Below are 24,968 nucleotides of genomic sequence, written 5' to 3' on the forward strand. Positions count from 1 at the left end.
CAAGGTATTTACATCTAGGTGTCACCAGCATCGGTGACGCTCACAACGGCAAGGAGCCAGTTATGACCCATGTCGACATCCCTTTCCTTCGTTACCTCGATGCGGAAGGGTGCCCGGTCGCCACCTTACCGACCTGGCTGGACAAGGCGATACTGCACACCTTCTACCGCAATATGGTGATGGTGCGCAGCTATGACAAAAAAGCGATTGCGCTGCAACGAACCGGCAAACTCGGTACTTTTCCCTCCCATCTCGGCGCAGAAGCAGTGGGGATTGGCATTGGTCTGGCCATGCAGCCGCAGGATGTCTACGTTCCCTACTATCGGGACATGCCTACCCTCTATGTGCGGGGCGTGCCGATGGAGAAGAACCTGCAATATTGGGGCGGTGACGAGCGGGGCAGTTATTTTCTCAAACCCGATGGGACTCCCTCTGAAGATCTCCCCATCTGCGTCCCCATCGCCACCCAGATCACCCACGCTTGCGGTATTGCCTCGGCCTTCAAACTGCGTAATCAACCGCGCGTCGCCGTAGTCACTATCGGCGACGGCGGTACCTCCAAGGGTGATTTTCTAGAGGGGCTCAACTGCGCCGGGGTCTGGCATCTGCCGATGGTCATCATCGTCAACAACAACCAGTGGGCCATCTCGGTGCCGCGCAAGCTGCAATCGAGCGCTCCTACGCTGGCCCAAAAGGGGATTGGTGCAGGGGTGCGCAGCCTGCAGGTGGATGGCAACGATGTGGTGGCGGTCTACGATGCCGCGCGCAATGCCGTCGAACGGGCCCGCAGCGGCAAGGGGCCGACCCTGATAGAAGCGGTCAGTTATCGCCTCGGCGATCACACCACGGCCGACGATGCCACTCGCTATCGCGATGGGGCCGAGGTCGAGGCCGCCTGGGCGAAAGAGCCGGTCAAGCGGCTGCGCCAGTTTATGCACAGCCAGGGCTGGTGGGATGAGGAGCAGGAGCAGAGCCTGCTGGCGGAGGCTACCCGAGAGGTAGAGCAGGCGGTTGCCCGTTATGAGGCGATGGCGCCCCAGCCGCCGGAGGCGATGCTCGATTATCACTATGCCAGCCTGCCCGCCGAACTCTTGCCCCAGCGCGAGCGAGTGATTGCCAAGGGGATGAAGCAGGAGGTTGGTCATGAGTGAGATCAGTTTGCTGGAAGCGGTCAACATGGCCCTTCACTACGAGATGGAACACGACCCGGATGTGGTGGTACTGGGCGAGGATGTGGGGGTCAACGGCGGGGTGTTTCGCGCCACTGTGGGCCTGCGCGACAAGTTCGGTTTCAAGCGGGTGATCGACACGCCGCTTGCCGAGGGATTGATCGCCGGGGTGGCGGTCGGCATGGCGACCCAGGGGCTCAAGCCGGTGGCTGAGTTCCAGTTTCAGGGTTTCATCTTCCCCGGGATGGAGCAGATCATCTGTCAGGCGGCGCGGATGCGAAACCGCACCCGTGGCCGCCTCTCCTGTCCCCTTGTCTATCGCTCCCCGTATGGCGCGGGCATTCATTCGCCTGAACATCACAGCGAGAGTGTCGAGGCGCTGTTTGCCCATATCCCTGGGATACGGGTAGTGATCCCCTCCAGCCCGAGGCGTGCTTATGGCCTGCTGCTCTCGGCCATCCGCGATCCGGATCCCGTGATGTTTTTCGAACCGGACCGCATCTATCGCTCGATGAAATCCGAGGTGGTGGATGACGGTGTCGGCCTGCCGCTGGATGTCTGCTTCACCCTGCGCCCGGGCCGGGATATCACGGTAGTGGCCTGGGGGGCTTGCATCCAGGAGGTGATGCGGGCGGCGAACCTGCTGGCCGAGCAGGATATCCAGTGCGAGGTGCTGGATCTGGCCACCATCAAGCCGCTGGATATGGAGACCATCCTCACCTCGGTACGCAAGACCGGCCGTTTACTGGTGGTACACGAGGCGTGTGGCAGCTTCGGGGTCGGGGCCGAAATTGTGGCGCGGGTGACCGAGCAGGCACTTCCCAGCCTCAAGGCGCCACCCAAACGGTTGACCGGGGTGGATGCCGCCGTCCCCTACTATCGCAACGAGGCGTATTACCTCATCACCGAGCAGGATATCGCCGATGCCGCTCACCAGCTGATGGAGAACCAGTGGCTATGAAATTTTTCAAATTACCGGATCTGGGTGAAGGGTTGGCCGAAGCCGAGATCGTCGAATGGAAGGTGAGTGCCGGTGATACCGTTGCGGTCGATCAGGTGCTCTTGTCGGTGGAAACGGCCAAGGCGCTGGTGGATGTACCCTCTCCGGTAGCCGGGGTGATTGCCCGTCTCTGCGGCGCCGAGGGGGATATCCTCCATATCGGTGCGCCGCTGGTGGAGTTCGAGGGGGGCGAAGATGATGGCACCGTGGTGGGCAAGGTGAGCGCCCATCAGCAACATATCGAGGATCACTTCGTGGTGGGGGCCATTGCCCCGGGGGGATCGCTGGTGCAAGCCATGCCTGCGGTGCGACTGTTGGCACAAAAACTGGGTCTGGATATCGACCGGATCAAGGGAAGTGGCAGCGGCGGCATGGTGACCGAGCTGGATGTGCAGCAGGCATTCGAGGCCCAGCAGAGCAGTGGCAACGAATTCCTCAAAGGGTCACGGCGTGCCATGGCCAAGGCGATGGAGCTCTCTCATCAGACTGTGGTGCCGGTCAGCATCACCGATGAGGTGGATTTGCGTCACTGGCGCCCTGATGAGGATGTGACGGTGCGCCTTATCAAGGCCATTGGCGTGGCGTGCCGCGCCGAGCCCTCGATGAACGCCTGGTTTGATGGTGAAACCCTGTCACGGCGGCTGTTCAAAGAGGTCAATGTAGCCATCGCGGTGGATTCAAAGCATGGCCTTTATGTGCCGGTGATGGAGAACGTGGCCGAGCGGGAGGGGGCGGATATCCGGCAGGGGCTGGATCGGATGATCGCCGATGTGAAGGCGCGCGCCGTGCCGCGCGAGATGTTGCAGGGGGCGACCATTACGCTCACCAACTTCGGCGCTATCGCAGGCCGCTATGCCAGCCCCATTGTCACGCCGCCGCAGGTAGCCATCATAGGGGCAGGCAAACTGTTCGAAAAAGTGGTGTTCATCCATGGTGAAGCGCGTCCCGTCAGGGCATTGCCGCTGTCGATGACATTTGACCACAGAGCCTGTACTGGCGGGGAGGCGGCTCGTTTTCTCAGAGCGCTGGTCGAAGCGTTGGAAGCGGCCACCTTATAACGGTTTGTGCCCTGTCATTGGCAGGGCACAAATTTGTTTGCGTAATCTACAAAGCCACGTATAATCCAAACCAGCTTGAAAGGGCGATAGTTATGTCAATGAATACGATGTTTCACATCTTGTCCTGTTGTTCATAAGTTAATCCCGTTTTTTGAGCTTTACCCGCTGAAAAGCATAAGTAATTATTTTGAATACAGGTTTAAAAGATATGTCTAACATGATCACCGGTACCGTTAAGTTTTTCAACGAAACCAAAGGTTTTGGCTTCATCCAGCAAGAAAACGGCCCGGACGTTTTCGTTCACTTCAGCGCCATTCAAGGTAACGGTTTCCGTACCTTGGCTGAAGGTCAGCGCGTACAGTTCTCTGTGACCCAAGGTCAGAAAGGCCCGCAGGCTGAGAACGTAACCGCTCTGTAATTCTTACAGAATTTAAGAAAGCCGTGGTACCTTTGGTGCCACGGCTTTTTGTTTATATGGCTTCTGCTACTAACTCCCATGTGCTGAATCATGCTGCTATCGCTCCTGCTTGCTGCCACCTTGACTCCGACGTCCGATGCGCCGGTACCGGTTCAATCCGCGATGGAAGCGCAGGTGATCTGCCAGCAGTTTGTCCAGGTCCGAATAGGTGCTGCGCTGCAACCCGATGAGGTAAATGCGCGACTGGTGCCTGAAAGGGAGGGGGAGTGGCTGGTGGATGGCAAAGTAAAAGGACCCGAAGGTCCTTTGCTGTTTGCCTGTCATCTTCACCAAGGGGAGCGCTGGGAGCTACTCAACTTTTCCCTCTGGGCACCACAGCCGGTCAAAGCGGTTTGAGTGCGACCAGCAGATGTTGCAGGTGTTCAACCATGGTCATGCCAAACGGGGTGAGATAGCCGCCATCTTCTGCGCTGATGAGCCCCTGTTGATGCAGACGGGCTGCCGCCTGGCACAACTCTTCAGACATATCGCTGCGTAATTTAATCCCCAGGCTCATGTTGGCCGGATCAAAGCATGCCAGTATTTTCAAATCGTTCACGAATTCGTTAGAAACCTGGTCGATCCCAATCATGGATTTACTCCTTACGCTAAAGATGTATGCAAACTAGCATCCCCGGATCCACTTTAGTGGGCGCTGGCTCAAATTATTGATCTTTGGCTGGATGCTGCGTTTCAAATGCTGTTTTTTTCGGCGTAATCAGATGGTTGGCTGACAGCTTCGTCAAGGGCCGAGCCGGACCAAACGTGGTAGGATAGGGCACTTCTTTATATCGGACGGTCTATTGGTGGCTGTTCGCCCTGTTCAAGGTATCGCTCATGGTCAAGATCACTCTGGTATCCCTGCTGCATTCACTTTGTGCCCGCTTTCCTGTCTACCCCGCTGCTTCGTTGACCTCCCTGCTGGATGCCCATCAGGGCGAGGTATGGTTACCTGCACGCAAGGGGGCCGACATTGCGCTGTTACGCAAGCATGCCAATGGGGCTCATGAGCTGGCGTCACTCGATGCGGGCTGGTGTGATTTTGCCGCCAGCGACAGCGGCGATACGCCAGAGCTGGATGCACTGGCCAACTACGACAGCGAGATGATGGATAACCTGCTGATGTACTGGCACACCGCCGCCAAGATCAACAGCCCGATCACCGATAACCTGTTCGAGCTGCGTCGCGAAGTGGTGGATGAGGCCCACGGTGCCAAACTCGCTGCCGCCTGGGAGCAGCAACAACAGCTGCGTTTTGAGCAGCTGATGGCGATGGCGGCCAATGGCCGGGATCTGCTCTGCTTTGTCGAGGTGGAGTCCGCCTACTGGCTGCGGCAAAAGCTGAGCGAGCAGCCTGATGTGCAGCTGATCACGCCAGAGTTGTAAAAGGGGCAATATGATGGCTGGCGGTCTCGCTATCGAGGAGGCTGCTCTATCCTTATTGGCGTCATTGTCCTCCCCATCCGGTGCCAAGGGGCTGCAAGCTGGACAAGCTGACGACAAGATGTGAACATGGCGCCCTTTATCGAGAGAGAGACTTGGCCAATGAGCTATGAACTGAGCGACACCGAGCGCAATGCCGCGCTGCAACTGAACGCTGATTACCGTTACGATCACTTCATCAGCAAGCTGGTCGAGCATGAAGAGCTGTTCGTCCTGACTGACGAGCATGGTGTCATGATGCTGACCACCGATGATGAAGATTGCATCCCGGTATGGCCGCACCCGGAGTACGCCAAGGCGTGGGCCGAAGGTGAGTGGGCCGATTGCAAGCCGCAGTCCATCACCCTCAAGGTGTGGCTGGAGCGCTGGGTTGACGGTATGGAGCAGGACGAGCTGTGTGTTGCCGTGTTCCCGACCCCGGATCAGGAAGGCATCGTACTGGAGCCGGCCGACGTGGCTGACGCCATTGCCGAGAAGCAGGCCAAGCGCGGCTGATCACCTAGCTATTCGCAACACTGGTTGCCAACAAAGACCCCGCTATCTGGCGGGGTCTTTTGTTTTAAGGACTTTTGCCGATGGGCTGATGCAATCAGGGCTGGCGATAAGTGGTGTCGATGATGGGCTCGGCCGGGAAGATCTTGCCACTCTTGATGGCTGCCCTGGTCTCGGATTTTAGCTCTTCATCAATCCATAGCAGACCGCCATAGCTGTAACCGCTGTTGTCGCCCCCAAGGGGCCAGTAGAGCTGCTCGCTCTTGGGGGTGGCAGGTACTTTTGGCAGTTTTATCCAGCTCCATGCCCCTTCCCGGGTGTAGGGCACCTGATAGGCGGGGACGAAGCTTGCCAGCTCATAGAGCCGCTGCTGGATCTGCCGTGACAGGGCCGCCTTTTTGGCAAAGTCGAACTCCTTGTCATACTGCTCCACCAGAGCCGTGATGGCATCGTCATCGATGTTCATGATGTTGTTGGTCTGGGGCTTGTTGGCGTTGACCTTGTGGAAGAACTCCCAATAGGCGGGATAGCGGCTGCCTGCCCAGGCCATCCAGGCGCTCTGGTGCTTTTTCTCCAGCATCGATTTGAAACCGGCCGAGGCATCCATCAGGTTGAGCTCCAGATTAAGTCCCGCCTTCTTGGCCTCTTCCCGCAACAGCGTGAGCCGCTGGGCGTGCTCCGCCGTGGTGTAGGTGATGGCGAGGGCCAGTGACTGCCCCTTGTCGTTTTGCAAAATCCCCTGTGGCCCCACTTTGTTAAAGCCTGCCTTGGCAAAGTATTCCCGTGCCAGTTTGGGATCGAACGGACGGGCCTTGATCTCGCTGTTGGTAAACTCACCCTGACCTGAGCCATAACTGTTGAGTCGCTGGTAATCCCCCCGCAGCAGGGTGGTGAGCATCTTGTCGAGGTTGAGGGCATGCTGGACCCCGAGCCGCACATCGAGATTATTCAGCAGCGGATCGGCGGTGTTCAGATAGAGCCCCATTGGCGATTGCGGGGTCTGGTTGTAGAACCAGGTACGCGCGATATACCCCTTCTCGAACTCCGCGGTGTTGGTCTTGTCGTGCCACCAGTTGGGCATCACCAGCGGGAAGGTGTCGAGATCGCCGCGCAGGAAGTGCTGCCAGGCGATGTTCAGATCCCTGAGCACCTTGATCTCGATCCGTGCAGGATTGAAGCGATGCTGGAAGTAGCGCTCGTCATCCCCCCACCAGTGTTCAATCCGCTTGAAGGTGACCGATTTACCCTTTTTCACCTGATCGATCTGATAGGGGCCGGTGACTGGCAACACCTTCCAGTTGTACTCCTTGACCCAGTTGGCGGTGAGCTTGATGGCGTGGCTCGGCTCTGGGCTGATGGGCAGTGACTCGAGCAGATCCTGGCGGCTCTTTTCGGTGCCGCTGGTGATGGCCAGGGTGTGATCATCAAACTTGGTGATATCGGCTATCTGGGTGCTGTAGTAGTTGTTGTACCAGGGGTCGTTGATCTCTTTGCTGCGCATCATCTTGAGGGTAAAGAGCCAGTCATCGGCGGTGACCGGCTGGCCGTCTGACCAGCGCGCCTTGGGATTGATGCGAAAATAGAGGGTCTTGTTGTCGGCGCCGAAAGCCCACTCGTTTGCCAGCATCGGCATGGGGTTGCCGGTAACGGGATGAGTGCTCAGCAGTGGCAGGTTGGTTTCCCGCACGTAACCGGCAAAGCCGCCGTTGGAGTCGGGGCCATATTTGCGCAGGGTCAGGGTGATGGCGGTGGCGCGAATGATAGGGGAGAGTCGGCGCTCCCCGGCGGTGATGGTCGATGGCATGTCCTTGCTCTCCTGAAGTCTGCTTCCTGCAGATCACGCACTGGTGATGTCAGTCCCGATGGGGACTGGCTCATCATGAAAATTTTATCCTGTCAGGTCAATGAAATAGCGTGAATTAGCGGGTGGCCTAGGCCGCAACGCAGTGCAGGGTGATCCCCTTGGCCGCGATGGCGGCCCGCATGGGGGCGGGCAGGGCATCGTCGGTAACCAGCACGTTGATCTGGCCCGGCGCGCCAAGCTGGCTCGGGTGGATGGCGCCAAATTTGCTGCTGTCGGTGATCACCACATTGGTCATCCCCTTGGCCAGCACGCTGTTGACCACGTCGGCACGCATCATGTCGCGGCCAGTGAAACCCATCTCGGGATGAAAACCGTCGACCCCGATAAAGGCCTTGGAGAAGTGCACCTGCTCGATGCAGAGGCGCGTGAGCGGCCCCACCACGCTCTCGCTCTGATGCTGGAACAGCCCGCCGAGCAGCACCACCTGAGCCGGGGTGTCTTTGAGCAGATGGGCGATATAGCTGCTGATGGTGATGATGGTGACCCGTTTGTGCAGGGCCAGATGGCGCGCCAGCATGGCGTTGGCGCTGCCCCCCTCGATAAAGACCGTCTCGCCATCCTCTACCAGCTGGGCGGCCCGCTCGGCGAGGCGCTCCTTGAGCAGGTAATTGATGTTCATCCGGGCATCCGGGTCATCGGTCTCCAGCGCCATGGCCGAGCCGTGTACTCGTCTGAGCAGTCCCTGCTTCTCCAGCGCGGTGAGGTCGTTGCGCACCGTCACCTCAGACACTCCTGTGTGTCGGGAGAGTTCACTCACGCTCATCTTGCGAGCCTGATGGACCAGAGTGAGGATCAGTTGGTGGCGTGGATTCATGGTGCGCTCACATGCAAGGTGGTGGATAGCGGCAAGCCACCCGAGGGTGGCTTGCCAATCATATGACGTCACAGGCGCCATGGGGGGCGCCCCGTCAGAGACTGTGCTCGGTGCGGGCGATGATATCATCTTGCGCATCCGGGGATAAGGCGGTGAAGAATGCCGAATAGCCCGCCACCCGTACCACCAGATCCCGGTACTGATCCGGATTGGCTTTGGCCGCCAGCAGGGTTTCCCGCGAGACGATGTTGTACTGCACGTGCCACCCCTTGTGCACCTCGAAGAAGGTGCGCAGCAGGCTCATCAGTTTGGCCTTGTCCCGCTCGTTCTCAAGGCTCGCCGGACTCAGCTTCTGGTTTAGCAGCACCCCGCCGAGAATGGCCGCCGTGGGCAGCTTGCCGATGGAGTTGAATACCGCTGTCGGACCGAGACGATCCGAACCCGACGAGGGGCTGGCCCCTTCCGCCAGCGGCGTGCGGGCGTGGCGGCCATCCGGGGTAGCCATGGTGGCGGCACCGAAGGGCACATTGGCCGAGATGGAGGAGGTGCCGGCATAGTAGGTGCCGCCGATGGGGCCACGGCCGAAGCGGGTGTTGTGCAACCCCTTGAGCTCGTCGATGTAGCTCTGGTAGGCCTGCACCAGCAGCAGGTCAACCTCGTCCAGATCGTTGCCATATTTGGGGGCGGCGTTGGTGAGGCGCTGGCGCAGCTGCTCCCCCGCCAGTCCGGCAAAATCTTGCTCGAGTGCTTCGGCCAGCTCTTGCTGATCCACAATCCCCTGCTCGAACACCAGTTTCTTCAGGGCAGCCAGGCTGTTACCGAGGTTGGCAATTCCCACCTGCAGACCGGAGACCCAGTCATAGACGGCGCCTCCCTCCTTGATGGTCTTGCCGCGTTCGATGCAGTCATCCACCAAAGTGCTGCAGAGAATGTCGTGGGCTTGGGCCTCCAGCACGCTGTCGATCACGCAGTCGATCTCGATGGATTTGCGGGTGAAGTAGCGCACCTGCTCATCCCAGCGGGCCATCACCTCGTCAAAGTTGCCAAAGCTCCCGTCTCGCAGCGACTGGGGCTGGGGCAGGAATACCTTGCCGGTGGTGGCATCGCGGCCGCCATCCAGTGCCGCCAGCAGGATGCGGGCGAAGTTGATAAAGCTCATGCCGGTGCAGCGGTAGCCCCACTTGCCGGGCACGGCGGTCTCGATGCAGCCGATGGCGGCGTAGTGGTGGGCATCCTCCACGCTTACCCCGAGCTTGATGAACTCGGGGATCACCACCTCGTCGTTGTTGAAGGCGGGCATGCCGAAGCCGCAGCGGATCACCTGAATGCAGGCGTCGAGGAAATCCTCGCTCATCCCGGCATGGTAGCGCACAGAGAGGTTGGGCTGGGTGGATCGGAGCTGGCCGCAGGACTCCAGAATCGCGTAGGAGAGGCCGTTGACCGCGTCATGGGCAGTGCCATCCCGCCAGTTCTGGCCGCCGATGGTGACGTTCTGATAGAGCGGGCTGCCGGCGGAGGCCTTGGAGTGGGTGCCGGAGCGGATCTTGTTCACCTCCAGCAACTTGAGCCAGCACCCTTGCAGCAGTTCGATGATGCGTGTCCGAGGCAGGGATTCCGACAATTCCACCTCGCGGCGATACCAGGGGTAGAGGTATTGATCCATCCGGCCAAACGACACCGAATGGCCGTTGGATTCGATCTGCAGGATGAGCTGGATAAAGTAGCAGAGCTGCAGTGCCTGCCAGAAGGTTTCGGGTGGCTGGTGGGCGATGTGGGCGCAGTTGAGCGCGATGGTCTCAAGCTCGTTTCGGCGCTCGGGGCGAGATTCTTGTACTGCCATATCATGGGCAAGTGCGGCGTAGCGCGCGATGTGATCGCTGACTGCCTCCAGGGTGATGGCGACGGCGTGCAGGAACTGCTCGCGCTGCAGATCGGCCCAATCCGCCAGATCCAGCCGACTGCGCCGCTCGGCCACCTTGGCCTTGAAGCCATCGAGCCCCAGCGTGAGCAGCTCCTCATAGTTGACCGCGAGGTGGGCATCCCCCGAGGTCATGTTGCCCTCGGCCTTGATGATGCCGCTCTCCAGCAGTGCTTTCTGCTCATCGGTAAAGAGGCCGAAGCAGCGATCCTGCACCGTCTGGCCGCGCCAGAAGGGCGTGAGGGCGTGGATGATCGCCTTGTCGGTTTCGCTGACTGCAAAACCGGCACCGGGACGGTCTGCCAGCTCGTCGATCTCCTTCTCAATCCAGCTCACCGTGTACTCAGGAAACAGCGGCGCCGCCCGCACCTGACTGGCCTGATTGCCGACGATCAGCTCGTCGTGCTTGATCCAGATGGTGCGCGCCTTGAGGTGGTGGGCCAGCGCCAGGGCACGGCGCACCGGCAGTGGCCGGGCCAGATGGGCCTGATAGGCCTCGGTGTAGTGACGGGCGCGCTCGGTGCAGACCGGTGGCTGAACGATGTGGATCAGGCTCTCTTTGTGGGCGCAGATCCGCGGGCTGAGGGTATTGAGGTCGAGCTGGGTCATGGTCTTATCCTCTGGTCATTGGGCAGTGAGTGGCTGATCTCATAGGGTGTTGCTAGCCCCGGGTGAGCGGGGTCAGCCCCTGCGCACGGGCACACTCATGGGCAAAGGCGAGTAGTGCCGGGTCATCGAGTGGCTGCCGGGGGGCCTGATAGGGTTGGTCGAGCAGGGCGTACTTGCCTGCGCCCAGGGTGTGGTAGGGGAGAAAGTGGATCTCCTGCACAGTGCCAAGGCTGGCGGCAGCTCGGGTAATGGCCTCTATGGATGCGTGGTCAGCATTGAAGTCGGGGATGAGCGGCACCCGGATCTGCATGGCCACGCCGCGCTCGGCCAGACGCTTGAGGTTGGTCAAGGGCAGGGCGAACTTGCCGCGGGTCCAGTCGAAGAAGCGCTTCTCATCCACATGCTTGAGATCCGCCAGCAGCAGGTCGAGATGGGGGAGGCTTGGCTCAATCTGGTGCCAGGGCACGTGCAGGCAACTTTCCACTGCGGTATGCAGTCCCTCGGCCTTGCAGCGGGCCAGCAGGTCGGCAGCAAATTCGGGCTGCATGAAGGGTTCGCCGCCAGAGAGGGTGACTCCGCCGCCACTGCGCTCGAAGAAGGGGCGATCCCGCAAGATGGTGGCCATCAGGGTGTCTAGGCTCTCCTCCCGGCCGCACACCTGCAGCGCTTCGCTGGGGCAGAGGCCGCGAAGCCGTTCCACATCCTGATTGCCGAGGGCTGAGCGGGCGAGCTGGACACCCTGGCTGTCATGCAAGATTGCCGGACAGGCATCGCTGCAGAGCCGGCATCCCTCGATGCATTGGCGCCGGTCGAGTAGTATGTCCGGCTTGGGAGAGCGGCTTTCCGGGTTTTGACACCAGCGACAGGCCAGCGAGCACCCCTTGAGAAATACCAGGGTGCGAATGCCGGGGCCATCGTGAGTTGAATATCGTTGCAGGTCGAAAATCATACCGCCTCCTTTTGTATTTGCATTCTATTTGCTTTCGTTCGAAAGTTGATTTGATTTCGATCAAGCTATTTGCAGATGTTTTATCGCTAGAATGGCGACATATTGAACATCCCGTTAAGGAGTTAGAGATGGAGCTGTATCTCGATACCGCCGATGTGGCGGCAGTGCGTCGCTGGTCACGGATCCTGCCGTTGGCCGGTGTCACCACCAATCCTTCCATTACCGCCGCCGGGGGATTGCCGCTCTGTGAGCTGCTGCCCGCCCTGCGCGACGTGCTGGGGCCCAAGGCGCGCCTGTTTGCCCAGGTGATGGCCAAAACCGAAACCGATATGGTGCGCGAGGCATTCGCCCTGCGTGAACTGGACCCGGATCTGGTGATCAAAATCCCGGTATGTGCAGAGGGGCTGGCGGCCATCAAGAGCCTGACCGCCAACGGTGTGCCGACGCTGGGCACCGCTGTCTATACCCCGCTGCAGGGCTGGTTGGCGGCGGTGGCGGGGGCGGAATATGTCGCGCCCTACGTTAACCGGCTGGATGCTCAGGGGGGCGATGGCATCGCCACCGTGCAGGAGCTGCAACAGCTGCTTGCGCTGCACGCGCCGAACAGCAAGGTGCTGGCGGCGTCATTCCGCACTCCCCGTCAGGCGCTCGACTGCCTGCTGGCGGGTTGTCAGTCCATCACCTTGCCGCTCGATGTGGCGGAGCAGCTGCTGAATGTGCCGGCGGTGGATGCGGCGCTGGTGAAGTTCGATCAGGATTGGCAGCGCGTCTTCGGTCGCTGATCCCGGTGACAAGCTGATTGCCGTGATTGAGGGGGGAGGGTGAAGAAGCGCGGGTGATGGGGATTGACCGACTAGACTTGAAACAGGTGGCCACGTTCGCTGGCCGCCCTGCAGTTTACCGGAGGTATCCCATGAGCGACCATCTGCTGCTCCCCCATGGTGAAGATTTGCATCGTGCGGTGCTTTGGCTCAGCGAGCACCACCAGCACGATATCGCCGCCATTGAAGAGGCCAGTCTGCGTTTTGATCTCTCGCCGCTGGATGAGGAGTTTTTGATCCGGCACTGGCTCGACAGCCAGCGCCAATCATGAATATCCGAGGTGAGAGATTTAGAAGAAGTTGGCGAGGTTGATGCCAAACTCTTTGGGGTCGACCGTGTTTTCGATGCTCTCCTGCACCCCTGACTTGGCCAGATCCAGCCACTGTACCTCGAGGTAGTGACGCTGGGTGGCGTGATAGATCACCTTGACCACCGGCTTGAGCGGCTGCTGCTCGTTGCGCTGCATCACGATAGCCAGGCGCTGGTTTGAGAGCTGTACTAGGGTTCCCACCGGATAGACCCCCATGCACTTGATGAACTTGGTGACCAGTTCGGCATCGAAGTGATGATTGATCCCCTTGAGCAGAATGCGGAAGGCCTGGGTCGGCTGCATACCCGCTTTGTAGACCCGATCTGCAGTGATGGCATCATAGACATCGACGATGCCGCTCATCCGGGTGTAGAGAGAGAGCTGCTCTCCCTTGAGTCGCTGCGGGTAGCCGGAGCCATCGAGCCGCTCGTGGTGGTTGGCGGCCACTTCCAGCATGGTGGGGGTGATGCCAGGGGTATTGCTGAGGATCTCGTAACTGTGCACCACATGCTGACGCATGATGGCGAACTCCTCATCGGTCAGTTTGCCCGGTTTGTGGAGCACCTCGTCCGGGGTCATGATCTTGCCCACGTCGTGCAGCAGGCCACCCAGGGTCAGCTCCTTGAGCACGCTGCGCTCCAGTCCCAGATAGCGGCCAAAGTTGGCCAGCAGAATGGCCACGTTCATGGAGTGCTCCATCAGGTAGGCATCCTTGGCGCGAATACGGGCCAGACAGAGCATGGCATCGCCGTGGGTGAACATGGTGTCCACCATCTCTTCGGCGACTTCGGCCAGCGGGGTGATGTCGATGGGTTCACCCGCTTTGAGGTGGCGAATGAACTTGCCTTGCAGCTCGCGCGCTTCCTGATAAAGGCGGCGGATTTTAAGCTCCCGTCCTTCGCCGTTGGCACTGGCCCGGCGCCCTACCTGGGCGCTGTTGGCATTGAGATCGGGGGAGGTAAAGGCGTCACTTTCGGCACTGCCCAGCTTGCTGCGGGCCAGATCGATGCGTACCGTGAGCACCCCCTGACGCACCAGATTGGCAATTTGCGCCACGCTGGTCACCAAGCCCATCTGGGCGATCTCCATCCCACCTGTCTGGCTGGCGATAGCAATGACATACATGCCGGGTTTCAGCTGGTTGACGGGAATGACGGGATAGGATGCTTGAGACTTCATGAGGGCTTCCTGACTCTTATTATTATGAGTATCGTTCGGATGGGTTACACCGGAGAAGTGTAACATCGGATGACCAGTTCGTCATAATTGGCAACCCCCTAACAGTGGCGTTGTCGCCCCCACCCGATATAATGACGCCCCTTTACTTGTTGGACTCCGAGGTTGTGAATGCGGCTTGATAAATTTCTGTGCGATTGTTCCGATTTGACCCGCTCGCTGGCAGGCAAACTGATCCGTCAGGGTGAGGTCATGGTGGATGGCATTGTGGTCAAGCAGCCCGCCTTTCATATCAATGAGCAGAGCCAGATCGAGTTTGACGGCGTGCTGCTGACGCTGGAGCAGCGCAACCGCTATTTCATGCTGCACAAGCCGGAAGGTTACGTCTGCTCCAACGAGGATCCGGATCACCCGACCGTCTTCTTCCTGATGGATGAACCGGCGATGGGCAAGCTGCATGTAGTGGGGCGCCTCGACCTCGATACCACGGGTCTGGTGCTGGTGACAGATGACGGTCAATGGTCCCACCGTATCACCTCGCCGCGCCACGAGTGTGCCAAGACCTATCACGTCTGGCTGGCCGATCCGGTGAGCCCGGATGCAATCGCGCTGTTCGCCGAAGGGGTCTACCTGCGTAACGAGACCGATAAAACCCGTCCTGCCCAGCTGGAAATTCTCGGCGAGTGCGAGGCCCGTCTGACCATCCACGAAGGCAAGTACCATCAGGTCAAGCGGATGTTTGCCTCCATCGGCAACAAGGTCGTTGGCTTGCATCGCGAGCGGGTGGGTGGCCTGACGCTGGATGACGATCTGGCCCCCGGTGAATACCGCGAGCTGACCGCTGAGGAGATTGCCCTGTTCTGATCAGGGATGGTGCCGGGTGTCAGTGGGTACTGAAACCCAGCACCAGCGCCGTGCCAAGGGTGGCAATCAGTGCCCCCGCCCAGGCGGCAATGAATGGCCGCTCCCCCGAGTGCCACCACAACAGCGGCAGCAGCAGTACCGGCGTGGTGGAGGAGAGAATGGCCACCATGCCCACCTCGCCCTGCCGCAGCGCCATCAGGATCAGCGTCATCCCCAGCCCCATCGCCAGAAAACCGTTGGTGGCAATCATGGCGAGGATCTGGCGATTGACCGGTTTGAGCGGCATGGCCAGCGGCAAGCGCCCCAGCCGCAGGACGCAGTGGGCCAGCAGGGCACTGCCCATCCGGATACCCGATGCGCTCACCGCATCCACCTCACCACTCATCATCACCGGCTTGGCGATGATGGCTCCCACGCTTTGACACAGTGCCGCCGTCAGGCCAAGGCCAATTCCCAGTGCCAGATTGCCACGGATCTGCTCCCACTCGTTGCTGCTACTGCGTTTGCCAAACAGGATCGCCAGCATCACGCCGGCAAAGACCAGCATGGCCCCCAGCAGTCGCCAGCCCGTCAGCTGTTCATTAAGGAGCCATAGCCCAAGCAGGGCGGAAAACAGCGCATGGCAAGAGAAGAGCAGGGCACTGCGTCTTGGCCCCAACCGGTTCATGCAGGCAAACAGCGCCGTATCGCCCACGAAGATGCCGACCAGTCCCGAGATGGCGAGCAGGGGCAGGGCGCTTGCGGTAAGGGTTTGCCAGCCACCGGTGAGCAGACTCATGGTGCCGAGCATCAGGCTGACCAGAAACATGCGCCAGCGGCTGTAGGCAAATGCGCCGAGATGACGGGCCGGTTTGACCGAAATTAGCGCTGCAATTGCCCATAAACTGGCCGACGCGAGGGCCAGCCACTCATAACCCATAAAAACTCCTGAAAAAATTAACCCGAAAGACTCCATCTCCCGGGCAAGCCCGATACAATACGGGGCGTTTTCGGGGATAACAAGAGCGGCATCAGGCATTCATCAGGCGCGCCGTCGGCCTTCCCCTCCTGTAGTGGTTTTATTCGAGGTTTTGTCATGAGGTCTGGTTTCTTCCCCAAGCTGGCGCAACGCTGGCTCTCCCCGCTATTGCTTGCCGTGCTGGCAGGTCCCCTGGCCCATGCCACCACCGTTGAGCAGCAGCCTTTGCTTGCCGATCGGCAAACCCTGGTCAAGGGCAACGGTGCCGAGCCGGAGTCACTGGATCCGGCGCTGGTGCGATCCGGTTTTCCGGGGGAAGCGGTACTGGTCGATCTGTTTGAAGGGCTGGTCAGCGAAGATGGTCAGGGGCATATCGTTCCTGCTCAGGCACAGCGCTGGGAGGTGAGTGAAGATGGGCTGGAGTGGCGATTCTTCCTGCGCCCCCAACTGAAGTGGTCCAATGGCGAGCCGCTGGTGGCCGCTGATTTTGTCTATGCATGGCGCCGTCTGCTCGATCCGGCCATCAACTCCCCTTCTGCCGGATTGCTGCTGGCCACGGGGATCAACAATGCGCAATCCATCTATGCCGGCGCGCTGGAGCTCGGCAATCTGGGCATTGAAGCGCAAAGCGATCAGATCCTGAAAATCACTCTGGAGCGGCCGGCTCCCTATTTCCTGCAGCTCATCAGTCAGCGCCCCTTTGTGCCAGTCAATCAGAAGGCGATAGCCAAATTTGGCAAGCAGTGGACCGAGCCCAGCAAGCTGGTGAGCAATGGTGCTTACCGGCTGACAAGCTGGACGCCAAACGAGCGGATAGAAGCCGAGCGCAATATCCACTACTGGGATGACCTTCACACCCGTATCGGACGGGTCACCTATCTGCCTATCACTTCGCAACATGCCGAACGGCTGCGCTATGAGGCTGGTGAAATACAGCTCACCAACAAGGTCTCCCTCGGCTATTACCAGAAGATGAAGCGCGAATCTCCGGAGCGGCTCTGGGGCTTGCCGCTGTTTGGCACCTATCTCTATGCGTTCAATCTGAAACGCCCCGAACTGCAGGATGTGCGGGTGCGTCAGGCGCTCTCCATGGCGGTTGATCGACAGCAGCTTATTGGATCGGTGAGCGGTCAGGATGAACAGGCGGCATGGTCGCTGTTGCCGGAGATGCCGGGTTACCCCCGGGTGATATTGCCTGTGGCGCTTGAAGATATGCCAACCCGCCAGGCCAAAGCGGCAGCGTTGCTGTCAGCGGCCGGGTATAACAGTGCCAATCCACTCAAGCTGAGCATTACCTACAACAGCGCAGAAACCCACAAACAGATGGCGATGGCCATTGCCGCCATGTGGCAGAAGCTGGGGGTGCAGGTCACCCTCAACAGTCTGGAGTGGGGCGCCTATCAGGTGGCCAAGGATAGCGGTGATTTCCAGGTGGCCAGAAGCTTCCTGTTTGGCGATTACGTGGAGCCATCAGCCATGCTGGGCAGCTTCCGTTGTCAGGATCTGCGCAACGAGAGCGGCTACTGCAATCCCGATTTTGATCTGTTGCTGGAGCAGGCTGCCAATACGCTGGACAGCGCGAGCCGGGTTGAACTCTACCGGCATGCCGAACAGTTGCTGCTTGAGGAGGCACCGATCCTCCCCGTGTATCATTACAATCAGATGAGACTGGTCGATCCCACCTTGCGGGGACTGCCCAGCCAGAATTTGAAAGGGACGATTGCTACCAAGGATCTCTATTTCAGCCCGCAGTGAGGTGCATTTCATGAAACTTGCCATCATTTCCGACATCCACGGCAGCATCATTGCGCTGGAGCGGGTGCTGACCCAACTTGAGCCCTGGCAGCCGGATCACTATCTGCTGCTCGGCGATCTGCTCAACCATGGCCCGCGCAATCCTCTGCCGGAGGGATATAACCCGGCCGCCGTGGCTGATCGGCTCAACGAGCTGGCACCGCAGATCATCGCGGTGCGGGGCAATTGTGATTCCGAAGTGGATCAGATGCTGTTGCGCTTTCCCATCACAGCCCCCTACAACCAGCTGCTGGTCGATGAGCGGCGCTGGTTTGTCAGCCATGGCCATCTTTATCGCCCGGACGAGGTACAGCTGCCTGTGGGGAGTCTGTTCCTGAGCGGTCACACCCATGTGCCGGTGCTGGAGTGGCAGGGGGAGCGGGTATTGATGAACCCGGGGTCGATCTGTTTCCCGCGCGGCGAGTTGCCTGCCAGTTACGGGAGCTATGAGGACGGAGTACTGCGCGTCAATGCGTGTGAGGACGGGCAAGAGCTGTTGCGACTGGTGCTTTAAAACGGAGAGCAAAAATGCAAGGCCTGATAAGAGATGTCAGGCCTTGATACCGTAGGAGCGGGTGCCAGAGCGAGTGTTACCCTTGGCGTCATAGGTCAGGCTGTTGCGATCGCGCAGCTGACTCAGAAAGGTTGCCAGACGACGGTTTGAGACGATGCTCAATTCAAGCAATCGACCGTTGATATCATTTTGTGCCTGGCAAGCATCCAGTTTTGCCCGAAGCTGCGCCATCTCGTCGGGATAGGCTGCCAGCTGCAGTGCCAGTTCAGGCATCTCTGCCAGTGTCTTGTCCAGAGTTTCTATCGCAGCAAGCAACTGCTGTTTGCGCTCGGTCAGTGCGGGCAGGGCCAGTGCCTGATGCTGTTCGAGCAAGCTGAACTCCTCTTCCAGAATGCCTTGCATCTGGCTGAGGTAATCATCTTGGATGTGCAGTAACGAAGGTAAATCCATCATCCCAGAACTTTGTCCAGATTGGCCTCGAAACTGAACATCTTCTTGGCCACAGCGTCGCTGTTAACCTGATATTCACCACTCGCGACGGCTTTTTTCAGCCGTTCGACCTTGCTCTCATTGCCGGTCGAGGCGGTATTGAGGTTTTGTTGCATCTTTTGCAATTGTTGCGCCTCACTGGTCAAGGAGACGGAGTCCAGCTTGACAGTAGCCGCTTTGTTTTCGGGCGATGAGGTGACTGACTTGCTGCCTGTCCCCTGGCTATTAGCGGTATTTTGCAACCGATTATTCGCCAAGTTGTTGATATTGTTGATGGCCATTTTAGTTACCTTCGTCTGCTTTAAGGTTTGCTTACCTGTTATCGGTGCGGCAGATCAAAACTTTAGAAAAAAGTTGTCAAGGATCCGGATTTAAAAAGTGACCGATACGGCACCTACTGCACTGACTTTACCCTCAACGGTTTTGCCGGAGCGAATATTGACGAGTTTGATGATCTCTCCGAAGCTGCCATCTTGCAAGGCTCGGGCCATGGTTTTGATCTGGAAGTTGCTATTTTCTGCCGTCAGGGTGACCTGATCCCCTTTGCACACGACACAAACCTGGCTCAAACGGATGGGTTGCCCCGGTTTTAGCTCCCGCTTGCTGCGTACTCCGACAAGAGGGGCTGTGTCAGTCAGGTAGTCGCCGCGGATCAGGGTCTGATCCTGATAGGCCAACACCAGCTGGCTTTCACTCAGCAGGTCCCCCTTGGCGATGGGGTTGGTCACAGTGACATAGGGCTTTTGAATACTGACCCGCACCGGGAGATAGACGTCCCAAGGCCTCTCTTCCTCACATTTAAGGTAAACTGTTGTATTACGGCGAATTTCCATTTTTGCTGGTAAGCTGATAGTGAGCAGATCTTCGCAGCGGGTCAGTGGGAGCCGTTCATCCAGCGTGGCAGAGGTGACCTCGGCTCTGGCATCCAACGGAATATCCAGCTGGCTGTAAACGAACTCTTGTGCCTTTTCTTGCAGATAAGTAGTGACGTCCGAGGCGTAGCTGGAAGATATGCTGCCAAAAAAGAGGCTGATGAGTAAAAGTCGGTTAATCATTTTCGCTCGTTGGTCGATAAGTTGTTCACGCATATCACCATATTTAACTATGATTGCTTCAGAATCTGTTCGTTGTCACATCGATAGTCTGACGCAATCCATCACGCATGCATGATTAATGCCAAGCGTTTTTAGGGAGTGTTTATGGCCAGTATCCTGGACTCGGTCAACCAACGTACCCAGCTAGTGGGGCAAAACCGGCTGGAGTTGTTGTTGTTTCGTCTCAATGGACGTCAAAGATTTGGCATCAACGTATTCAAAGTGCGTGAAGTGTTGCAGTGTCCCCCCTTAACCGTGATGCCAAAATTGAACTCCTGCATTCGCGGAGTGGCTCATATTCGTGGCCAGACGATCTCGGTTATCGACCTCAGCATGGCAGTTGGTAAACGCCCGATTGATGATCTGAGCAAATGCTTCATTATCATTTCCGAGTACAACCGCTCTATTCAGGGGTTTCTGGTGCATTCGGTCGAGCGCATCATCAATATGAACTGGGAATCCATCCTGCCTCCGCCCAAAGGTGCGGGTCGCATCAACTACATGACTGCCGTGACTGAAGTCGATGGCGAGTTGGTCGAAATTCTTGATGTTGAGCGGATATTGAACGAAATTTCTCCGGTTGCAACGGATGTGAGTGAGGAGTTGGTTCAGGCCAGTGTCGACCACCCGACTCTGGGGCGTCCTGTTCTTGTTGCGGATGACTCCTCAGTGGCACGCAAACAGGTACAACGTGCGCTTGAGGCTATCGGTGTCGAGTGCGTGTTGGCAAAAGATGGCCGCGAAGCATTGAACATGCTGCTGGAAATGACCAAAAATGGTCCTATCAAGGATCAGGTTGCGCTGGTTATTTCGGATATCGAAATGCCGGAAATGGATGGCTATACCTTCACTGCCGAGATCCGGAATAATCCCAATCTCAAGGATTTGCATGTTATTCTGCATACCTCGCTCAGTGGAGTATTCAACCAGGCAATGGTGCAGAAAGTTGGTGCGAACAATTTTATCGCCAAGTTCCAGCCTGATGAATTGGCCAAGGCCGTACAAAACGCACTCTAATAAAGAAGAACAGCTGCATGAAGACACTTTCGGACGACTTATACAAACAGTTCAGCAACTTTCTGGCGGTACAGAGCGGAATTGTGCTGGGGGATAACAAACAGTATCTGGTGAAGAGCCGTCTTTCACCTTTGATGGCTCAGTTTGGCATCGAGAGTCTGTCTGATCTGGTTACACGTGCAATGAGTGTGCGAGAGCGTGACCTGAAAATGGCCGTAGTAGATGCCATGACGACCAACGAGACCCTCTGGTTTCGTGATACTTACCCGTTTCAGCTTCTTACTGACAAGATTTTCCCCGAGTTGGGGAAAAGTGGCCGCCCCATCAAGATCTGGTCGGCTGCATCCTCGTCAGGTCAGGAGCCCTATTCCATTGCCATGACGGCACTGGAGCAGCAGATGAAAAAGCCGGGGACCTTGCCTGGTGGCGTGCAGATTGTCGGGACGGATATTTCGACGACCATGCTCAATCAGTGTAAGGAAGGCGTTTACGATAGCCTTGCTCTGGCACGCGGTTTGTCACCGGAGCGCAAGAAGATGTTTTTTGAGCCCTACGGTGACAACAAGATGCGGGTTGCTGAGCGAGTCAGAAAATTGACCACCTTCCGGCCACTTAACTTGTTGGAGAGCTATAGTCTGCTCGGCAAGTTTGACATTATTTTTTGCCGTAACGTGCTCATATATTTTGCGCCGGAAGTGAAGTCGAAGATCCTCAACCAGTTTGCTGCCAGTCTCAACCCCGGTGGATATCTGATGCTGGGAGCGTCGGAGTCACTGGCCGGGTTGACTGATCGGTTTGAGATGATCCGCTGTAATCCGGGGATTGTCTACAAGGTCAAATAGGCCTGACCGCCTTGATATTCGGGGTCTGCCGGATATTGCCAGTTCATACAAAGAGGGAAGCTACGAGCTTCCCTCTTTCTTTATCTACAGCTCAGTCTTTCTATTTACCTACCATATCTCGCCACTGCAAAAGTGGTTGAAGCCTTAAGGTGGCCAAATGATGCCGTCTGACTCAATGCGCGAGATGCTCCTGCCGTTTTCGGTCTGAAATGTGCTCATATCCACACCATCGATCTGAGTGATTTGCTTATGGCACACCTCTTGCAGACAAAATAAACCAAGCAGGAGGTGTGCTATGGCTCTTTCATTTGACAAGGCATTCGGTGTGCATCAACACACCATAAGCGTTCGCGCAAAGCGTGCTGAGGTGCTTTCCAGCAATATTGCCAACGCAGATACCCCGGGCTTCAAAGCCAGGGATATCAATTTTGCTCAGGCATTGCAGGAGGCCCAGTCGCATCAGGGTTTTGGTTTGGCAACGACCAGCGAAAAGCATTTTGCCTTGAATATGGACGCTCCGGGTACTGTGCAATATCGCAACCCACTGCAACCGGATACCGGTGACGGCAATACAGTCGATGTGCAGCAGGAGCGCAGCGAATTTCTGCGCAATAGCCTCGAGTATCAAACCTCCCTTGAATTTATGAATAGCAAGATCAGTGGCCTGCTCAAGGCCCTGAAAGGAGAGCAGTGATGAGTTTGTTCAAGGTCTTTGACATAGCAGGCTCGGCTATGAGCGCACAGTCAGTGCGCCTCAACACGGTTGCCAGCAACATGGCCAATGCGGACAGCGTCAGCTCCAGTGTGGAAAATACTTACCACGCCAGGCGGCCAGTCTTTGCCGCCCAGCTCGATCAGGCGATGTCTGACAAGCAGGGCTCGGTCGGGGTTGAGGTGAAGGGGATTGTCGAGAGCAAGGCGCCACTGCTCAAGGAGTACAACCCCAACCACCCGATGGCGGATAAAGACGGTTTTATCTTCAAGCCAAACGTCAACATGGTTGAAGAGATGGCCGACATGATCAACGCCTCGCGCAGCTACCAGACCAACGTACAGGTTGCAGATTCGGCCAAGAAGATGCTGCAGCAGACGCTCCAGCTTGGCAAGTCCTGATAGGAGGGATGCAGCATGGTCGATACAACCAATAATGTGAACGGCATCAGCCGTACCACGACCCAGACGACAGGCACCACTACAACGCCGAAGAAAGAGCTGGATCAAGCTTCTTTTCTGAAGCTGCTGACCATGCAGCTGTCGTATCAGGATCCTTTCAAGCCTGTTGATAACGCCCAGATGCTCTCCCAGATGACATCCATGTCGACTTCTGAGGGGATCAACAGCTTGTCCACCCAGATGGGCAATCTCAATACTCTGATGACATCTAGTCAGGCGCTGCAAGCCTCTGCACTGGTCGGACAAAATGTGCTGCTCCCTAGCAATATCGGTTATTTGGAGAAAGAGGGGTCTATATCCGGGGTTGTGGCTGTCGGTGTCGAGAACAAGTATTCGAATGTGAAAATCACGGTGGAAGATGAAAAGGGTCAGGTGATAAAGGAGTTTCCTCTGGAAGGTGATTTACGCGGCAATGTTGAATTTGCTTGGGATGGTAAAGACAAGAGTGGCAATCCGGCCAAGCCTGGAAAATACGTGATTAAAGCTAACGGCACCATGGATGGAAAGTCGGAGAGCATCTCGGCCCTGACCTATGGCAAGGTTGATAGTGTGGTCCTGGGGAACGGAACCAACCCGACTCAACTTAATCTGAGAGGTCTAGGCACTACAACGCTTAACAGTATCCTGCAAATTTCAGGATCTAATCAGAACAAACCAACAACTCAGTCAAAAACCACGTCGACAGCATCGATCTAAGGAGCTGGATATGTCATTTAACAATGCCTTGAGCGGTGTCAACGCGGCACAAAAAGACTTGAACGTCACCGCCAACAACATTGCCAACGTTAACACCATGGGCTTTAAGGAGTCCCGAGCCGAGTTTGCGGATGTCTATGCCAACTCCATCTTTGTCAATGCCAAGACCCAGGTCGGTAATGGTGTGGCGACCGGTGCGGTTGCCCAGCAGTTCCATCAGGGGGCGCTGCAATTTACCAATAACGCACTCGACTTGGCGATTCAGGGGAATGGATTCTTTGTGACCTCCGATGGCCTGACCAACCTGGATCGCACCTATACTCGTGCCGGTGCCTTCAAGCTCAATGAAAACAGTTATATGGTCAACAATCAGGGCCATTATCTGCAAGGCTATGAGGTGAACGTTGATGGAACGCCAAAAGCGGTGAGCATAAACGCAACCAAGCCTATCCAGATCCCGGATCGGGCAGGGGAGCCGAAACAAACAACCAAGATTGAAGCCAGCTTTAATCTGAAGTCTGATTCAACCCCGTTGGCTGCAGGTAACACTGCTGCAGACGCCTCCATTTTTGATCCGATCAATAATCCTAAAAGTTATGCCTCATCTACATCGGTCACTATTTATGATTCATTGGGTTCTCCTCATGTGATCACACAATATTTTGTCAAGGAAGCTGACCCAGCTGATGTGACAAAGCCTGCCAACCCTACCGCTTGGCGTATGTACATGTATGAGGGGGATAAACCCATTGATGTTGCAGGGGGGGTTCCAACAACGATGGCGGCTGGTGTGACTCCTGTTCCACCGCTTGCCGCACGCATCACCTTTGGCGCTGATGGCAAGATGGTGACGCCAACAACACCGGCAACCATCAAGACAGAACAGTTGGGGGTCGCGCCCCCGGCAGGTGCTGGCATTATCACCAACGGTGCAGATCCCACCCAGGAAGTTGAGATTCAACTCGGCACTGTGACTCAGTATTCTTCTCCGTTTGAAGTCAACAAGTTGACTCAGGATGGCTCTACTGTTGGCCGTTTGACCAAGGTGGAGATCACGCCAGACGGGATTGTCTCTGCTACCTATAGTAATGCCACCACACTCAAGGTCGCTATGGTTGCCATGGCAAAGTTTGCCAACTCGCAAGGATTGACTCAGGTTGGCGATACCTCCTGGCGACAGTCCCTGCTCTCTGGCGATGCTTTGCCGGGGACGCCAAACTCAGGGACATTTGGCACCATCAAATCATCGGCGCTGGAGCAGTCCAACGTGGATTTGACCTCGGAGCTGGTTGACCTGATCACTGCTCAACGTAACTTCCAGGCCAACTCCCGTTCTCTGGAGGTCAACAGTTCGCTGCAGCAAACCATCCTGCAGATCCGTTAATCGCGCAATAAATGATAATGAGAGGGGGCTTGGCCCCCTCTCTGTTTCTGTCGCATTCCCAT

The 24,968-nt window shown here is 57.4% G+C and carries 28 protein-coding genes; 18 read left to right on the forward strand and 10 right to left on the reverse strand.

What is annotated here, in order from left to right; genetic code table 11:
* The first annotated feature begins 62 nt into the window (after nt 1-62).
* The 5 genes from pdhA (at nt 63) to OKC31_RS07370 (ending at nt 4,041) form a co-directional block, all read left to right on the forward strand.
* Nucleotides 63-1,151: a pyruvate dehydrogenase (acetyl-transferring) E1 component subunit alpha gene (pdhA, locus tag OKC31_RS07350; protein WP_100654074.1), complete on the forward strand. Its 1,089-nt coding sequence runs from the start codon at nt 63-65 to the stop codon at nt 1,149-1,151.
* Entirely contained in the window at nt 1,144-2,130 is a 987-nt protein-coding gene (locus OKC31_RS07355) for an alpha-ketoacid dehydrogenase subunit beta (RefSeq protein ID WP_270656603.1), read from the forward strand. The genes pdhA and OKC31_RS07355 overlap by 8 nt, the downstream gene beginning before the upstream one ends.
* Nucleotides 2,127-3,227, forward strand: a complete 1,101-nt coding sequence (locus OKC31_RS07360; protein WP_101529471.1) for a dihydrolipoamide acetyltransferase family protein — start codon at nt 2,127-2,129, stop codon at nt 3,225-3,227. The genes OKC31_RS07355 and OKC31_RS07360 overlap by 4 nt, the downstream gene beginning before the upstream one ends.
* Before the next feature lie 208 nt (nt 3,228-3,435).
* On the forward strand, nt 3,436-3,645 hold the full coding sequence (locus tag OKC31_RS07365; protein WP_005302803.1) for a cold-shock protein: 210 nt from the start codon (nt 3,436-3,438) through the stop codon (nt 3,643-3,645).
* A gap of 90 nt (nt 3,646-3,735) precedes the next feature.
* The gene (locus OKC31_RS07370) at nt 3,736-4,041 is read left to right on the forward strand and encodes a hypothetical protein (protein WP_021231075.1); all 306 of its coding nucleotides are present in this window, start codon (nt 3,736-3,738) and stop codon (nt 4,039-4,041) included.
* Here OKC31_RS07370 and OKC31_RS07375 read toward each other — a convergent pair.
* Nucleotides 4,028-4,276, reverse strand: a complete 249-nt coding sequence (locus OKC31_RS07375) for a TIGR02647 family protein (protein ID WP_005334209.1) — start codon at nt 4,274-4,276, stop codon at nt 4,028-4,030. The genes OKC31_RS07370 and OKC31_RS07375 overlap by 14 nt on opposite strands.
* Nucleotides 4,277-4,521: 245 nt before the next feature.
* On the opposite strand from OKC31_RS07375, the gene OKC31_RS07380 reads away from it, so the two are divergent.
* Nucleotides 4,522-5,070 carry a hypothetical protein gene (locus tag OKC31_RS07380; protein WP_270656606.1) on the forward strand — a complete coding sequence of 183 codons (549 nt, stop codon included), beginning with the start codon at nt 4,522-4,524 and terminating at the stop codon, nt 5,068-5,070.
* 159 nt (nt 5,071-5,229) lie between these two features.
* Complete coding sequence (locus OKC31_RS07385) at nt 5,230-5,622, forward strand: DUF2750 domain-containing protein (RefSeq protein ID WP_005334204.1); 393 nt, start codon at nt 5,230-5,232, stop codon at nt 5,620-5,622.
* A 94-nt stretch (nt 5,623-5,716) separates the two neighbouring features.
* Here the strand turns inward: OKC31_RS07385 and OKC31_RS07390 are convergent, their stop codons facing one another.
* From OKC31_RS07390 to OKC31_RS07405, 4 genes are all read right to left on the reverse strand, one after another.
* Nucleotides 5,717-7,423: an extracellular solute-binding protein gene (locus tag OKC31_RS07390; RefSeq protein WP_270656609.1), complete on the reverse strand. Its 1,707-nt coding sequence runs from the start codon at nt 7,421-7,423 to the stop codon at nt 5,717-5,719.
* A gap of 127 nt (nt 7,424-7,550) precedes the next feature.
* Entirely contained in the window at nt 7,551-8,297 is a 747-nt protein-coding gene (locus OKC31_RS07395; RefSeq protein ID WP_005350628.1) for a DeoR/GlpR family DNA-binding transcription regulator, read from the reverse strand.
* A gap of 94 nt (nt 8,298-8,391) precedes the next feature.
* Entirely contained in the window at nt 8,392-10,824 is a 2,433-nt protein-coding gene (locus OKC31_RS07400; RefSeq protein ID WP_270656611.1) for a formate C-acetyltransferase/glycerol dehydratase family glycyl radical enzyme, read from the reverse strand.
* A gap of 52 nt (nt 10,825-10,876) precedes the next feature.
* The gene (locus OKC31_RS07405) at nt 10,877-11,773 is read right to left on the reverse strand and encodes a glycyl-radical enzyme activating protein (RefSeq protein WP_270656613.1); all 897 of its coding nucleotides are present in this window, start codon (nt 11,771-11,773) and stop codon (nt 10,877-10,879) included.
* A gap of 128 nt (nt 11,774-11,901) precedes the next feature.
* On the opposite strand from OKC31_RS07405, the gene fsa reads away from it, so the two are divergent.
* A complete protein-coding gene (gene fsa / locus OKC31_RS07410) occupies nt 11,902-12,555 on the forward strand; it encodes a fructose-6-phosphate aldolase (RefSeq protein WP_270656616.1) in 654 nt (217 codons plus the stop codon).
* 131 nt (nt 12,556-12,686) lie between these two features.
* The gene (locus OKC31_RS07415) at nt 12,687-12,866 is read left to right on the forward strand and encodes a hypothetical protein (protein ID WP_270656618.1); all 180 of its coding nucleotides are present in this window, start codon (nt 12,687-12,689) and stop codon (nt 12,864-12,866) included.
* A gap of 18 nt (nt 12,867-12,884) precedes the next feature.
* On the opposite strand, the gene OKC31_RS07420 is transcribed toward OKC31_RS07415, so the two are convergent.
* The gene (locus OKC31_RS07420) at nt 12,885-14,084 is read right to left on the reverse strand and encodes an HD-GYP domain-containing protein (protein ID WP_270656620.1); all 1,200 of its coding nucleotides are present in this window, start codon (nt 14,082-14,084) and stop codon (nt 12,885-12,887) included.
* A gap of 168 nt (nt 14,085-14,252) precedes the next feature.
* On the opposite strand from OKC31_RS07420, the gene rsuA reads away from it, so the two are divergent.
* On the forward strand, nt 14,253-14,945 hold the full coding sequence (gene rsuA / locus OKC31_RS07425; RefSeq protein ID WP_270656623.1) for a 16S rRNA pseudouridine(516) synthase RsuA: 693 nt from the start codon (nt 14,253-14,255) through the stop codon (nt 14,943-14,945).
* Between the two features lie 19 nt (nt 14,946-14,964).
* On the opposite strand, the gene OKC31_RS07430 is transcribed toward rsuA, so the two are convergent.
* Nucleotides 14,965-15,864: a DMT family transporter gene (locus tag OKC31_RS07430; RefSeq protein WP_270656625.1), complete on the reverse strand. Its 900-nt coding sequence runs from the start codon at nt 15,862-15,864 to the stop codon at nt 14,965-14,967.
* A gap of 156 nt (nt 15,865-16,020) precedes the next feature.
* On the opposite strand from OKC31_RS07430, the gene OKC31_RS07435 reads away from it, so the two are divergent.
* Together OKC31_RS07435 and yfcE are read left to right on the forward strand one after the other, a co-directional pair.
* Nucleotides 16,021-17,658, forward strand: a complete 1,638-nt coding sequence (locus OKC31_RS07435; protein ID WP_270656627.1) for a peptide ABC transporter substrate-binding protein — start codon at nt 16,021-16,023, stop codon at nt 17,656-17,658.
* A gap of 10 nt (nt 17,659-17,668) precedes the next feature.
* The gene (gene yfcE, locus OKC31_RS07440) at nt 17,669-18,211 is read left to right on the forward strand and encodes a phosphodiesterase (RefSeq protein ID WP_270656630.1); all 543 of its coding nucleotides are present in this window, start codon (nt 17,669-17,671) and stop codon (nt 18,209-18,211) included.
* A 36-nt stretch (nt 18,212-18,247) separates the two neighbouring features.
* On the opposite strand, the gene OKC31_RS07445 is transcribed toward yfcE, so the two are convergent.
* The 3 genes from OKC31_RS07445 to flgA all read right to left on the reverse strand — a co-directional run bounded on the left by OKC31_RS07445 (nt 18,248) and on the right by flgA (nt 19,755).
* The gene (locus OKC31_RS07445) at nt 18,248-18,664 is read right to left on the reverse strand and encodes a flagella synthesis protein FlgN (RefSeq protein ID WP_204483827.1); all 417 of its coding nucleotides are present in this window, start codon (nt 18,662-18,664) and stop codon (nt 18,248-18,250) included.
* Nucleotides 18,661-18,981, reverse strand: coding sequence for a flagellar biosynthesis anti-sigma factor FlgM (flgM, locus tag OKC31_RS07450; protein ID WP_005334177.1), 321 nt, complete (start codon nt 18,979-18,981; stop codon nt 18,661-18,663). Before flgM ends, OKC31_RS07445 begins: the two co-directional genes overlap by 4 nt.
* A 90-nt stretch (nt 18,982-19,071) precedes the next feature.
* Nucleotides 19,072-19,755 carry a flagellar basal body P-ring formation chaperone FlgA gene (gene flgA / locus OKC31_RS07455; protein ID WP_005334175.1) on the reverse strand — a complete coding sequence of 228 codons (684 nt, stop codon included), beginning with the start codon at nt 19,753-19,755 and terminating at the stop codon, nt 19,072-19,074.
* A gap of 144 nt (nt 19,756-19,899) precedes the next feature.
* Here flgA and OKC31_RS07460 point away from each other — a divergent pair, with 144 nt between their 5' ends.
* The 6 genes from OKC31_RS07460 to flgE all read left to right on the forward strand — a co-directional run bounded on the left by OKC31_RS07460 (nt 19,900) and on the right by flgE (nt 24,906).
* Complete coding sequence (locus OKC31_RS07460; RefSeq protein ID WP_005334174.1) at nt 19,900-20,811, forward strand: chemotaxis protein CheV; 912 nt, start codon at nt 19,900-19,902, stop codon at nt 20,809-20,811.
* Between the two features lie 17 nt (nt 20,812-20,828).
* Nucleotides 20,829-21,653: a CheR family methyltransferase gene (locus OKC31_RS07465; RefSeq protein ID WP_005350656.1), complete on the forward strand. Its 825-nt coding sequence runs from the start codon at nt 20,829-20,831 to the stop codon at nt 21,651-21,653.
* Between the two features lie 295 nt (nt 21,654-21,948).
* Nucleotides 21,949-22,347 carry a flagellar basal body rod protein FlgB gene (flgB, locus tag OKC31_RS07470; RefSeq protein ID WP_005334169.1) on the forward strand — a complete coding sequence of 133 codons (399 nt, stop codon included), beginning with the start codon at nt 21,949-21,951 and terminating at the stop codon, nt 22,345-22,347.
* Nucleotides 22,347-22,766: a flagellar basal body rod protein FlgC gene (flgC, locus tag OKC31_RS07475; RefSeq protein WP_005350658.1), complete on the forward strand. Its 420-nt coding sequence runs from the start codon at nt 22,347-22,349 to the stop codon at nt 22,764-22,766. The genes flgB and flgC overlap by 1 nt, the downstream gene beginning before the upstream one ends.
* A gap of 15 nt (nt 22,767-22,781) precedes the next feature.
* Entirely contained in the window at nt 22,782-23,522 is a 741-nt protein-coding gene (locus tag OKC31_RS07480; protein ID WP_005350659.1) for a flagellar hook assembly protein FlgD, read from the forward strand.
* Between the two features lie 10 nt (nt 23,523-23,532).
* Nucleotides 23,533-24,906, forward strand: coding sequence for a flagellar hook protein FlgE (flgE, locus tag OKC31_RS07485; protein ID WP_042080196.1), 1,374 nt, complete (start codon nt 23,533-23,535; stop codon nt 24,904-24,906).
* Nucleotides 24,907-24,968: the final 62 nt, after the last annotated feature.

The organism is Aeromonas sp. Y293-4 (assembly GCF_027705905.1).
GTDB classification, from domain to species: Bacteria; Pseudomonadota; Gammaproteobacteria; order Enterobacterales; family Aeromonadaceae; genus Aeromonas; species Aeromonas veronii.